This is a genomic window from bacterium, assembly GCA_023145965.1.
Classification (GTDB): Bacteria; UBP14; UBA6098; order UBA6098; family UBA6098; genus UBA6098.
This window is the reverse complement of the sequence record JAGLDC010000036.1, coordinates 1-13,777: the sequence shown is the minus strand read 5'-3', so window position 1 is coordinate 13,777 and position 13,777 is coordinate 1. Positions and strand designations below refer to the sequence as shown.

11 protein-coding genes are annotated in these 13,777 nt (G+C 46.5%); 5 read left to right on the top strand and 6 right to left on the bottom strand.

The features are described 5' to 3' along the window. Positions 1-44 precede the first annotated feature (44 nt). Genes tmk through KAH81_03915 form a run of 4 tightly spaced genes read left to right on the top strand, consistent with a single transcriptional unit; the run spans position 45 to position 4,509 of the window. Positions 45-2,138 (top strand): dTMP kinase, encoded by a 2,094-nt coding sequence (tmk, locus tag KAH81_03930; protein ID MCK5832802.1) that lies wholly within the window; start codon positions 45-47, stop codon positions 2,136-2,138. Next, a complete protein-coding gene (locus KAH81_03925; protein MCK5832801.1) occupies positions 2,135-3,025 on the top strand; it encodes a DUF4956 domain-containing protein in 891 nt (296 codons plus the stop codon). The genes tmk and KAH81_03925 overlap by 4 nt, the downstream gene beginning before the upstream one ends. Then, positions 3,025-4,002: a hypothetical protein gene (locus KAH81_03920; GenBank protein MCK5832800.1), complete on the top strand. Its 978-nt coding sequence runs from the start codon at positions 3,025-3,027 to the stop codon at positions 4,000-4,002. Before KAH81_03925 ends, KAH81_03920 begins: the two co-directional genes overlap by 1 nt. Continuing rightward, positions 4,003-4,509 carry a lamin tail domain-containing protein gene (locus KAH81_03915; protein ID MCK5832799.1) on the top strand — a complete coding sequence of 169 codons (507 nt, stop codon included), beginning with the start codon at positions 4,003-4,005 and terminating at the stop codon, positions 4,507-4,509. It begins immediately after the preceding gene. A gap of 85 nt (positions 4,510-4,594) precedes the next feature. Here KAH81_03915 and KAH81_03910 read toward each other — a convergent pair whose 3' ends face one another. From KAH81_03910 to KAH81_03890, 5 genes are all read right to left on the bottom strand, one after another. After that, on the bottom strand, positions 4,595-6,049 hold the full coding sequence (locus KAH81_03910; protein ID MCK5832798.1) for a T9SS type A sorting domain-containing protein: 1,455 nt from the start codon (positions 6,047-6,049) through the stop codon (positions 4,595-4,597). Positions 6,050-6,288: 239 nt separating this feature from the next. Continuing rightward, positions 6,289-6,918: a class I SAM-dependent methyltransferase gene (locus KAH81_03905; GenBank protein MCK5832797.1), complete on the bottom strand. Its 630-nt coding sequence runs from the start codon at positions 6,916-6,918 to the stop codon at positions 6,289-6,291. Beyond that, entirely contained in the window at positions 6,918-7,946 is a 1,029-nt protein-coding gene (locus KAH81_03900) for a rod shape-determining protein (GenBank protein MCK5832796.1), read from the bottom strand. The genes KAH81_03905 and KAH81_03900 overlap by 1 nt, the downstream gene beginning before the upstream one ends. A gap of 89 nt (positions 7,947-8,035) precedes the next feature. Further along, a complete protein-coding gene (locus tag KAH81_03895) occupies positions 8,036-8,632 on the bottom strand; it encodes a hypothetical protein (protein MCK5832795.1) in 597 nt (198 codons plus the stop codon). A 30-nt stretch (positions 8,633-8,662) separates the two neighbouring features. Next, entirely contained in the window at positions 8,663-9,829 is a 1,167-nt protein-coding gene (locus KAH81_03890) for a phosphopentomutase (protein ID MCK5832794.1), read from the bottom strand. Positions 9,830-10,229: 400 nt separating this feature from the next. Between KAH81_03890 and radA the strand changes: the two genes are divergently transcribed. Beyond that, positions 10,230-11,609 (top strand): DNA repair protein RadA, encoded by a 1,380-nt coding sequence (gene radA / locus KAH81_03885; protein MCK5832793.1) that lies wholly within the window; start codon positions 10,230-10,232, stop codon positions 11,607-11,609. 508 nt (positions 11,610-12,117) lie between these two features. Here radA and KAH81_03880 read toward each other — a convergent pair. Further along, positions 12,118-13,563, bottom strand: coding sequence for a zinc-dependent metalloprotease (locus KAH81_03880; protein MCK5832792.1), 1,446 nt, complete (start codon positions 13,561-13,563; stop codon positions 12,118-12,120). Between the last annotated feature and the right edge of the window lie 214 nt (positions 13,564-13,777).

Below are 13,777 nucleotides of genomic sequence, written 5' to 3'. Positions count from 1 at the left end.
TTTACTATGTGGCTAAATGGAGAGCGTAAAATAAACGAGGAGAAATGAAAAATAATACTAAACATGAAATCCAGAGAGATACTGATAGCCGCGGACTGCTGCTCGTCTTCGAGGGCCTCGATGGTGCTGGAAAAAGCACGCAGGTAAAACGACTTGCCGACTATCTTGAAAGTAAGGGAAATAAGGTTGTCGTTACAAGTTGGAATTCTAGTAAATATATCGGTAAAGCGATTAAAAACGCCAAGCGCGCTCAACTGCTTACGCCAAACTGCTTCAGCGCACTCCACGCCGCCGATTTCTTCAACAGGCTCGAAAATATAATTATCCCGTCGCTTAATGCAGGTAAAATCGTTATCGCCGACCGATATTCATATACTGCACTTGCACGCGATGAAGCGCGCGGTATCGATGCTGAATGGGTAAAGCGGATTTTTTCTCTCGCAATCGAACCGGACTTAGCGTTTCTATGCCGTGTTCCTGTGGAAGTAGCGCTAAAACGCGCGATGAAGAAAAACGGAAATGTGCCCAAGTTCTACGAGTCCGGGATGGATGTTTCCGGCGAAACCGATCCGACGCAATCGTTTAGGGAATTCCAGGGCAGAGTAGATAAGGCGTATGCGAAGTTAGTCGATAAGGGAATTTTGACACCGATCGAGATGGATCGAGATGAAGACCAGATATTCGACTCTATTTTAACGGAGGTCGAACCGCTTCTAAAAACCTCTTCTTTAAAGCGTGAAACCCGAGATGACAAAGGCGTGGAATTGTTTAAGGGGAGCTGTTTTGGAAAGAATCCTACCGAATTGAATCTCTCTAATGGTTCATTTATTAGCAAACTCCCAAAGCATAACCTTCCCGGAAAACTAATCGTTATCGAGGGGGCGCACCACGCCGGAGTTACGCATCAGGTTAACGCACTCTATGACTGGCTTCAGGTTCGCAATGTTGATGTAGTCAAATCGGGCATGGGCGAAACATGGATAACCACGGAGATCATGGATCGCGCCGCCCAGAAGAATGCACTATCTACTTCCACGAATGTGATGCTCACCGCGAGCGAGATGGCCTATATTCTCGAGATCGAGGTATTGCCAGCTTTAAAGCGAGGGGCGATAGTGCTTTTAAACAGATATTTTATCACGACACTCGTTTGCGGTTTATTGCGCGGAATGGACCGGGATTGGTTGATCGAGACGCTTGGCGGGTTCGGAGTTCGACCGGACTTGACTATTTATATCGATACGCCGTTCGAGATTTTGCTCGAACGCATAGATTTCACGAGTTTGCTTGCGGAGGAATCGATTTATACCGGCCTCGATATAGGTTTCACACGCGATGTCGAGACGAGTTTCGATTTTTATCAGCGAAATGCTATTTCGGCTTATCAGGAGATCGTTAAAGCCGACGGGATTTCACTGTTAAAGGGTAATCGCGACCATACCGAACTTTACGAACCGATTTCCAAAATCGTCTCTGAGGTTATCAATATCAGTTCCGAAAACTATCCGATAAATAAGCGTTTAAAGGAAGTTCTCGAGCTATACCATCAGCATAACGGCTATTTTGAACACGCGCAAAAAGTCCGCGAATTTGCCGGCCAAATTTTCGACGCAACTGTGGATATTCACCGACTCGGAAAAACAGCGAGAGATTTGCTTGAATACGCAGCGCTATTACACGATGTTGGCCGTTCGGTGGGTCCCGAGCACGAAAAACATAGCTATAATATAATCATGGATTACGAATTCACCGAACTTACAGAAAGGGATAAGCGCATCGTTGCGATTATCGCTCTTTATCACAACGGTTCCGCATATTCGCTCGATAATGTTCGGCAATGGAAGCTCTGCGCGGAAGAACAACTTGCCGTTCGGCGTTTATCGGCTATATTACGCGTCGCAGATGCGCTGGACTCCTCGAATAAACAGGTCAGCGCAAAACTACGTGTATCGAGGGAGATGGGTGCGCTTGTTCTCGACATAAACTCTGTTAATAAGGCTAAGGCCGAGAGGAAGGATGTTCTGTCGAAAAAAGACCTATTTGAGCAGCAATTCAGGATTGATGTTTTAGTTGATAGAAACCGGATGGAGAGGATAAAAACAAAAAATGAATCTAATAAAGATGGCCTATTCTTATGAAAAATATTTTTTTGAAAATCGGTCGTAAATCCCAAATATTTTTTATTTTATCGGGACTTATCTTAATTCTCGTTCTGATACCGGACGCCGGTCATTTTTTAAATTCGGCGACAGCATTCGCACAAAGCGGATCGATCGAATTTTTAGAGGAAAATTCGGATTCGCCTATCGAAGGCCCGCCCGACAAAGGCGGTGCTCCCCGCAAGACCCTATGGGACACCGACTGGAGTGAGGCCCTTAATATTCTCGCGACGCTGTTTCTCGCGTCGGTGCTTTCCGGTTTAGTGAGCTATCGTAGGCGGGGTGGAAGTGCGCAGATGGACTTCACAGAAGCCCATATTGTCCTTTCGGCGGCGTCGGCGCTCATGATGATGATAATCGGCAGTCAAATCGCGCGCGCATTCGGGCTGATGGGTGCGGCATCTATCGTCCGATATCGATATTCACTTAAATCCCCGAAGGAAGCCAGTTCGCTCGTTATCGCCCTCGGCATAGGAATGGCATGCGGCGTGGGCTTGTATCCACTCGCGATAATCGCCTCGTTATACATCGTCGTGGTAATCAACCTTATCGAGCACATTCCGTCCGGCATGAAAAAGGCCCTGTTCCCGACCAATTGGACATGGAACCTGAGGGTCAGGACAATGGAGCCGGACGAAACCCTCACGCTGATCAAGGAGTTTCTATTCAAAGAGGATGTCGGCTATAAGATAAAAAGGGTGGTCGCCGATAAAGGCCCCGAAAGCGATCAGACCGAGATCGAGGTCGAGATTTTCGGAAATATCGACAGGAATTTCCTTGCCGAAAAACTCGCTTCAGACGATGTAATAAGGGTTCAATGGAAGCAAGATAAAAGCTCGACCTTCGATGATTTCGAAATAAAATAATGAAAACACGAAACATCATATTTCCTATACTACTTTTATGCGCAGTAATATCCTTTGCCAAGGTGGATATCGATGTTGGTGGAGAGGTTATCGCCGGTTGGCGTTGGGATTCACGCGAGATTTACCCAAATAACGAATTTTTTATAGACCGAGTTAGGCCGAAAATAAAGGTCGAATTTGATTCCTTGTCAACATTCTCGGCGAGAATATCCTTCGATCTGAATTCCGGTTTTGCGGAACTCAAGGATGCCGTAATCCGGTATAAATATGGTCGCCCGCTCGAAATCGGTATTGGGCAAAGAAGAAAACCTATCGGCCTCGAGGATTTGCTTGGCTTGAGCGATGTCCCCGCAGCGGATTGGACCGAAATTCACGATATTCTCGACGACGCCGGCTATCTCGACCGCGATATAGGTGTTTGGATTTCCGGGAAGCTCTTTCAAGAGCCGTATCAAATCGAATACGACCTCGGCCTTTACAACGGAAACGGGGGAGACGCCATCACCAGCGAAAAACAGTTCGCCGGACGATTGATATACTCGCCTTCAAAATTCGTCGATTTAATTGGGAGCTACGGCACCGGATTGGACACCCTCGGTCTCGAATGGCGGGACGCATGGAATATCGGGGCGACAGCATCGTCTGGCGATCTCGAATTGGGCGGTGAATATATCGCCGGAAACGACGTCGTGTCGAACGATGATTTCAATGGCTACGAACTCTGGGCGCGATACGCGTTCGGCAAATTCCAACCATATCTGCAATATGAGCACTGTTTAAGGAAACATTATTATAGTTTTGAGGACGGCATGGATCCGCTTTTCCACGATCTTTCGGATAACAAAAAAAGGACTCATTTAGGATTAGGTTTCGAGCCTATCGAAGGAACACGCTTAAAAGTCCAGGCAAGTTATATCGACGACGAATACGAAACGCCGCACACCGAAATTACAATTCAGGTTCACGCGAGGTTCTAAATGAAACCGGTTATCATGCTGCTATCGCTTATTCTGCTGATCGCCTTCGCCGGATGCACGAGATCCCCGAACGAGCCGGGGCCGGAGCCGGTCGATGTTTGGCATATCGTTATCATGTCCGAAATAGTCTCAAATAATGTCTCGATTTGCACCGACGAGCACGGCGATTTCGACGATTATGTCGAAATCTACAATTCGCAGGACACTGCTGTCGATATTTCGGGTTTTGCCTTGACCGACGATCCTGACACACTGAAATACATTTTTCCGAACTTCACTTTAATCCAACCGGACACGGTTTTGCTGATTTGGTGCGACGCAGAACCCGAACAAGGCGATTTTCACGCCGATTTCCGCATTAGCGCGGGCGGTGAATGGATAGCATTATTCGAACCGGGTGGCGGTATCGTCGATAGCGTGACGGTGCCAGAATTGCCGGCGGATTCCGCTTATATTCAAGATTCCGTTTCATGGCTCATCGGCGCGCCATCGCCGCAAAGACCATAATCGCACAATTCCCTTACTGAGCAAATCAGTGGCTCAATACAACTATATCGAACATCCCTGCCTATATGGCGAGATAATGAGTTTATTACTTAATATAGGATACTCTTTTTGAAATGAGTTTTTTGGCAGAAATTTGGAGTAGATAAAGGCCCGATGGTGTTGCGTCTGTGGGTGTCCAATGCGCCGTGTGAGAACCAGCCGATAATAATATCTTATCGGATATTCTTCCTGCAATGTCGATAACAAATATTTCTTTATCCTCATCAAAAGTGGAGGAGAGTTCTATCAAACATGACGAGTTAAAGGGATTTGGATAGGCAGAGAGACAAATTTCGCTTGGAATATCTGGTATTTCGTCGATGTTCAATGGAGTTCCGCTTAAGTATGCGGCCAGAATCAAGCTAGTCATTTCATCTTGAAAATCCGCTCTATCTAAAGTCGAAGGTGTCGAGGATGTCCACGCTGAAAGCTGTGTCGAAACCGAATCATATGCCCAATCGATGATAACCGGAACATAAGTGAGCACACCATTCCCTAGACTGTCAAAAAGATAACTTGCGTCGAGCCAATAATCAATCGATGAATGAGAAAAAAGAGAGTCGTATTTGGCTTTGCACGCAACAAACATGGCGGACGAAGAACCTATGCCCTCCGGCGGCTCATCATACGCTGCAGGGAAAAGAGGGAAAAGAACAGATGAAACAGGGGATGCAAATATACACCAAAGAACCGAGTTTTCAGGATTCTCGCCTATTGCCACGCCCTGAGCAATACCTGCAGCATGTGTGTTTGCATTGCAAATTGTTTGGGTTTCCCGGAAAGGTCCAGTGTCTATCCATCCCGCAGGAAGGCCAGAAAAAATGCCAGTCCATGGCAAGGGATAAGGATCTTGACCGGTTAAATAAAGATCAGATATGACATGTTTCGCAATAAAAGTAGCATCTAACGAATCACCAGAAATAGCCTCAATCATAAGCAAATATGCCCTGTCCATGCGATTCTGACCAACTCTGCCCGAGGACCCAATATAAGAAAAATTCCCATGAGTGGCAATTCCCAGTGAATCAGTATCGTAACGCGCATATTCATGCGGTGCACACTCAAATATCGCCGCACCACCATATGCATCAAAAACTGCATAGTTCGCGGCTGTGGACCTACCAGACGAATTTGTCGATATCAAAATGTCCTCGAAGTCATCAACCGTCGAACAAAGCTCTAAAGAATAGTTCATCATACTGCTGTTAGTTAAACCACTCCAACCACCAGATAAATTATAAGCCGCCGATTGAGTGATACCAAAACCTGCTTCACTAAGACCGAACCACACGCCCGAAGAACCCACAGAAGTATTTCCAGCATAAGCATAATAGCCCGAAGGTGTCTGAACCTTATATTCAAGACTCCATGAGGAAGTGTCACGGGTTTTGAACGCCAAAGGCCTACCATCACACGTCACCGAACCAGAAGCAACCCCTATCGTGCAATTTCCATAGGATAGGCCTAAGTAAAAAACAACACTAAAAATAATACTTTTCATAGAATCAAATATATATGTAATTATCACTTTTTCAATAAAACCACAAAAGCAATTCTAAAAGAAAAAAAAGGCGGGGACGCTGGCGCGGGTGAGGACGATGGAACGAAATTTGACTTTACACAAATTTCGTGACAGCGTGGAAGGTGAAAGGGATTTTTGCGCGAAAATAAATAAATATCAAAGTCGAGTATGCGAAATAGCAAAAATCGTGACAGCGTGGAGGTGGCGGTGAAATAAAATTATATTCTCGTGCTAAGAGCTACTCCGTCTCCAATGGGAAGCCATACAGTTTTAAGGCGTGAATTGTCCCTGAGGGCGTGGTTATAGTCGTCGAGTTCCTTAACACGAGGATTGTCGAACATGATAGGAAATAAAACGTCATCGGAAAGAAGTATCCCGCCCGGTTCCATAAGGTCAATAAGGCGCTCGAGCATAGGAACATAGAGGTTTTTTGCGCCGTCTTGAATAATAAAACCGAAAGGCCCGTTAAATTGGCTAATAATATTAGCACCATCTCCGACTGAAAGCCTCACCGACTCTTGTATGTCAGCATGCTGAATATTTCTTATTGCGGCGCTGGCTATTCGGCGGTTAATCTCGACTGTTGTTACCTCTCCGCCGTATGTCTTAGCGGCATAACCAAGCGCAATCGTCGTTTCAGCAACACTAGTTCCTATCTCCAGAATTCTTTGAGGTTTTTTGGAATAGATTATGACTTCGGCTAATGCCAGTGGAATTTGCCCGAGGGTTGGATTAATATTAACACCCTCAATATCGGAACCGTCTGTCTCTAGAGGAAGTCTTGTAGGAAGAAAATCTGCAATGTAAGTGAGAGCTTTATTAAGATCAAATTCGGGTTCAATATCCATTATCTTTTCTCTCTGGCCAAAAGCTTGTTGTATTTTGTGGTGTCATTTATGATTCTACCCGTTCCCATTACAACGCAAGTGAGAGGATCATCGACAATATATACCGGAAGATTGGTCTCTTCACGTATTTTTTGATCTAGACCGCGGAGCATACATCCACCCCCCGTCATAATAATCCCTCGGTCAACAATGTCGCTGGCAAGCTCCGGAGGTGTAGCTTCAAGAGCCTGCCTTAGTGCGTGCATAATAAGGCGAACCGGCTCCTCGAGACCTTCACGGATCTCAGCACTGGAAATCTTGAGGGTCTTAGGTAAGCCATCTACAACATCGCGGCCCTTAACATCGACATACTCTTCTCCGCCGGGTAAAGGATAGGCGGAGCCTATTTCTCTCTTAACCCTTTCTGCGGTGTTCTCGCCAATTGCAAGATTATACTTCTTCTTAAGATAATTTATAATAGCCTCGTCCATTTCGTCGCCGGCGATACGGATACTCGTATTGTTAACGATCCCCGAAAGAGCGATAACTGCTATCTCACTGGTTCCTCCGCCAATATCGATTATCATGTTCCCTCGGGGTTCCTCGACCGGAATTCCCACGCCTATAGCTCCAGCCATAGGTTCGTTAACAAGAAAAACATCGCGAGCTCCTGCATTTTCAGCCGATTCCGTAACCGCACGTCTCTCCACCTCGGTGATCCCCGAAGGAACTGAAATTACAATTTTAGGTTTTATAAGAAATCTCTTGCGGATTACCCTGCGTATGAACTCGCGGAGCATCTCCTCGGTCATAGTAAAATCAGCAATTACACCGTCTTTAAGTGGGCGAACAGCACGGATATGACCGGGGGTTCTTCCGAGCATTTCTCGGGCATCATGGCCGATGGCTATAACTTTGCCGGTTTCGTTCTCGACTGCCACTACTGACGGTTCATTAAGAATAATACCTCGCCCTTTAACGAAAACAAGGGTGTTGGCTGTTCCGAGGTCTATTCCAATATCGTTTGATAAAATATCAAAAATGGGCATTTTTTCTTCTTTCAAAAAGTCCTGGATAACAATCAGAAAATATCTTCCTTAAAAAGGCAATTATCAAGTTATTTCTGAAATTTGGGTTTTTACATATTCCCGCCGAATTTGAGACCAAATTCCATCGATGGGCCACTGAAATCACCTTCATTGTAGTTCTCGATATCGACATCAAATGACCTATGATAACCAGCAGCTATATAGGAACGCATCCAACTCGTTAGATTCAATTCCCCACCAAGCGTAATCTCGCTCACGAATAATCCATCGGTAAGAACAGCCCTATCGCCATCGTTATGTGTATTAACCAATCTTGCTTCACCCCACCCCACAAGTAGCCTTGCTGTAAAATGATACAGCGCCTCAGAGCGATGAATATACTCGAATTCAATGCCCCTATAACCGAAATCCAGCTTTAAGTCATCATCGTAACCGGGGACCGGATCGGCATCGATTTTCTCCCAAAGTTCGTAGCTTCCATATCCAATACTGAATTTGTGATCGATTATCCAACCCCCGCGACCACCAATCATGACCGCAAAATTGCCATCAATTGTGGTGAGTCTAGAAGAAACACAACCAAAACCACCGCTAGTAAGGTTTGAACCAACGAGAGTCCTTTCTTCTGAGAATATAGAGATCGCAATTAATAAGATCGCAAAAAAAATAAGTTTATTAATCTTCATTCTTTCTCCATTGAATATGATTACCTTTTTTTATGGTAAAATATCATGAAGGAAACTCACGCCGTCGCGGGTAGGTTCGGTTTCAAGAAATTCAGCGATTGTTTGCCCGAGGTCGGCAAAAGAATTTCTATCAGGTAATGCCCCAGGAATAAGATTATGACCCCAAGCAATGAGTGGAACAAGCTCTCTGCTATGGTCTGTGCTGGGTGTCGTGGGATCATTACCATGATCAGCCGTAATAAATAAAAGGTCATCTTCACCCATCGCGCCCATTATAGAGGGAAGAGAATCATCAAATTCACGAAGGCCTTGTGCAAGTCCACGAGGATCGTTGCGATGGCCCCAAAGCATGTCAAAATCAACTAGGTTAGTAAAGATAAGTCCTCTGTCAAATTCCTTAATTAACATCCTAGTTTCAGAAATACCCTCAGAATTGGAATGTGTGAAGACCGGTTCGGTTATCCCGATACCAGCAAATAAATCCATGATCTTGCCAACTGAAACTACAGGTAAACCGGCTCTTTCAACATGAGTCAAAAGGGTCGGCCCTTGAGGCTCGAGGGAGAAATCCCTGCGTTTTGGCGTTCGGACAAAATTGTTATTCGAACCTATGAAAGGCCTTGCAATAACACGACTTACACCTAAGTCTCCAGTAAGTATTTTACGAGCGATCCTGCACCAGTCATATAAAAGACCCACTGGAACTATGTCTTCATGAGCCGCTATCTGGAAGACCGAGTCCGCACTCGTATAAATTATGGGCTTGCCTGTTGAAACATGTTCTGCTCCGAGTTTCTCAATTATCTCGGTTCCACTGGCAACTACGTTTCCTAAAGTCCCGCGACCAATCTTGGACTCAAATGTAAACATAATATCCAAAGGAAAACCATACGGGAAAACCGGAAATGGTTCGCGAGTGATCAAACCAGCCAACTCCCAATGACCTGTGGTAGAGTCTTTACCCTTGGACTGGGGAATCATCCGCGTGTAAGCTCCCTCAATAATGTCGCTGGGCGGAGTGCCAGGAATATCTCCAAGGTTGCCAAGACCAAGTCTTCCTAAATTCGGGAGCTCTAAACCCCCAACTGCAGCAGCAGTATGTGGAAGAGTGGCACTTCCAAGATCGTTGTAATCATCAGCGTCGGGCGCCTCTGCAATCCCAACACCATCCAATACTATAATTATTGCCTTTTTCATAATAAACTAAATTATGAGTCAAAAACCCTTTTGTAAAGGTGTTTTTATAAAGATTAAATATCTTAATAAGAAAAAAGAAATGCAAAGACGAGCGCTGGCGCGGGGGAAGACGATGGCGCAAAATTTGACAAAACAAATTTTGTGACAGAGTGGGAAAGGGATAGGGGATTTTTGCCCAAGAAAGAGGACTGCTATTTCTAAACTTATAAAATAGCAAAAACCGTGACAGCGCTGCCGGGGGAGTGGTATCTATAATAAATTATCCAATGATAAGAATAATTTATTTGCCTTATATCGTTAGATAAAAGTAAATTCTTATATGACTGAAATATCGGAATAGGGGAAATTTTGATTGAATAATTTAAAGGACAAACTATATTTCAAAAAAAATCGAGGTGAAATGGCAAAAAAAGAGAAAATTCGATATGTATGTCAGTCATGTGGACATAAACATCTAAGATGGCAAGGCAAATGTGACAACTGCGGTGAATGGAACACGCTGATCGAAGAGGTTGTTGTTGAATCTAAAGTGTCTGCAGTTAAAAGGTATTCATCGACTCGGCCAATACCCATTTCTTCGGTAGGAATGGATAATACAAAACGAATTTCAGCGGGTTTTAAGGAAATCGATAGAGTTTTCGGCGGGGGAGTTATGCCGGGAAGCGCGATTCTCGTCGCTGGCGAGCCGGGTATAGGTAAATCGACATTACTCCTTCAATCAGCGATAGAAATGGCCGTAGAGGGCATGAAGGTCCTATATATTACTGGAGAGGAGTCGGCTTCTCAGGTCAAGGTTCGCGCTGAACGATTAAAACATAAATGCGAAAATAATCTCGACCTGCTTGCTGAAACATCTGCCGAGATAGCTGCTGGATTCGCTGCCGATTACAACATAGTTATAGTCGATTCAATACAATCAATGGCATCCTCAGCCCTTGAAAGCACGCCGGGCAATGTCGCGCAAGTGCGTCAATGCGCCTCGCTTTTTATCGAAGTAGCAAAAAAACATAATATTTCTGTGTTTATGATAGGGCATGTAACAAAATCCGGCGTTATCGCCGGGCCACGTGTTCTCGAACACGCAGTCGATGTCGTCCTAACCCTCGAGGGCGACCGCCATAGTGAATTGCGTATCCTTCGCACATCGAAAAACCGCTTTGGAAGCACAGGCGAAATAGGTGTTTTCTCAATGGCCTCGGATGGTTTGATCGAGGTTGAAAACCCATCATCAGCGTTTATTAATCAACATAAAGAACCTGTCCCCGGTTCCGTCGTTTTTGCCGGACTCGAGGGAGCACGCCCGCTTTTTGTGGAGATTCAAGCCTTAGCTTCTCCAACAGCTTATAGCTCACCACAACGCGTCGTTCAAGGCTTCGATCCGCGTAGATTTATGTTGCTTGTTGCAATACTCGAAAGGCGCGCAGGGTTTCCCCTGTCACGCCAGGACCTTTTTATCAATGTTGTTGGTGGTGTAACACTTGATGAGCGGACATCCGACTTGGGAATCGCACTCGCCATAGCCGGTAGTATGCAGGATATTCCTATTTCGCCCAAAATTGCCGTTTTCGGGGAAATTGGTCTAACCGGTGAACTTAGGTCAACCTCAAGAATTACCCCGAGGTTAAAAGAGGCCGCGAGACTCGGTTTCTCGAATATTATTATGCCTGCAGGGCAAGCCAAATTGGCAAAAATCGAAGGTCTTAGAATCTTGGCTGTCGAGGATATCTTCGCTGCATTTGCCGCCGCCTTTAGAAAGCAGGATAAAAAAAGGGAGCCGTAAAGGCTACCTCGAGGTGTGCAATATATGCTTTAATGTTAAATGGTTCGACAACCCATTCTTCGTTCCACCGCTCCGGCATTGGAGGCCTCTCCCGACGAGCCGCGTCTTTTTCTGTTGTTGCAGGCCAAAGGGCGCGGAAATAAATTTCAACCTCGCTGCCATTTCAATCCGTAGGGGAGACCCCTCTGTGTTCGTGCTGTTTTCGTTCCGTAGGGCTTTGACATCGGCAAACCCCGTTGTACCACCCGGCGGGCATATCGGTGCTCCTACGGTGGATTCCCGAGTGGGTCGGGAATGACAAAGGCCCTACAGGCCTGCGCGATTTCGCATTGTCAATCCGTAGGGGCGAGGTCTCCTCGCCCGTTCGCCGACGGGACGGGAAACCCGTCCCCTACGGAACCGCCTTCGACAAGCTCAGGACAACGCCTCGCAATAACAATCATTATACATTTTACATTATTTTCCGCCCGCGAACGGGATAACATGAATTAAATCTATGTAAAGAACACTATTTCAAATACACAATTCGTTTCGTGACCGATTTATCCCCGACTTTCGCGCGAACGAGATATATCCCGCTGCCAACCGATGCCTCCGGTTGCCAGATGACCTGCGTAGGGGCGGCATGAATGCCGCCCGCGGGACGCATACATGCGTCCCCTGCGGAATTGTTATAAACCATTCGCCCGTTTATGTCGAAAATCTCTACTCCGACCTGCACGGGGCGAGCATTGCTCGCGCCGACGCCGGGGGAGAGCGACATCGTCACCGCCGAGTTGAACGGATTCGGATACGCGTCGAGCGCAACAGCCGACGGTAGCTCCGGGTCATCATCGATACCGAGAACATCTATTATAGTCGTATAATATGAGTAATTCCCCTGGAAATCGTCCACGACGAGGCTAAGCATGTGGCTGCCTGGCGGAAGTTCCAAAACGAATGTCCCGTTCCCTTTGTTGAAATGTGTAGCGAATTCATCGGTCAATGTTGCGCGAAGTCCGCCCGGATGGGGGTAGTCATTGCGGCCTACCCAATCGACATAAGTCAAACCGCCTTCGGTGTGCCAATCGAACCAACATGTGAAATCGGTTGGCGGCACGGGCGCTTCATCCGCATAGAACATGCACATAAACTCTTCGGGGGGGTAGGTAAGAGGATCGGGAAATTCTATATATACATCGAAGAAAACCATCCCCGACCAGTGTATAGGTTCGAGCTGGACATCGAATATGAGTAGGTTACCCTCGACGTGTTCGCCGTAGATAGTTAAAAAGGGATCGTGAACCGGCATGATCCAAATAACCGCGCCGGCAGCTATGGGCGGCGGATAATCGCGCGACAACTGGTATCCGAGATTGCTTAAAGCTCCGCAGGCCAGCGCCATATCCGGGAATAGAGGCAACATCACGGAGGAGGTTGCGTCAGCTATCTTCGCGGCGGCTTTTGCCTCGGAACTGTCGTGAGAAGACAAAGCCCCGCCCGAGCCGTTCGAGCCGGGATCACCCCTCATAACATCGGAGGCGTTCTTGGTGTCGTCTAAACCGAGCGCGTGACCTAATTCGTGCGTCGCAAGCTCTGTAAGTCCGACCGTGCGGGTGGGTTTGATTTTTATCGTGCAACTGTCATACGGCTGCGACCAGGATGGATGCGCCGCACAGGTCCCCTGGCCACTTATGGTCGAACTCGATCTGATCCTGATATCAGCACCCGAGGAACTTGTGGTCGCTGTCATTTTCGGTTCGCCACCGGCATCGTTCCAACGGTCTATGGCGGTCTGAACCGAGCCTTTTTGGGCGGCGGTGAAAGACGTGTCGATATAGACCTTGATCGTGTCCGGGTCGCCGCTCCAGCCTTTATAGACGCTATCCACATCGAACGGTGCGGCAAGAGCAGAAAAAACGGGAAGAACTATACAGGCCATAACCAGTAACAGCAAAAATCGTTTGAGAAACATTAGGACTCCTTGTTTGCGTTTTCTTATATTATACGCTTAAATCACAGAAGGCAAGATTTAAAAACAGTCTGACCTCCCGCAAACTCGTGTTCTTCGAGTCATCTTATATAGATTACTTTTTTCGACGCGTTCGTTTCCTTTATGCGGACGAGATAGACGCCGGAACCGATTGATTTATCGGGTTGCCAAACGACCGTCTCGTTTCGTAGGGGCG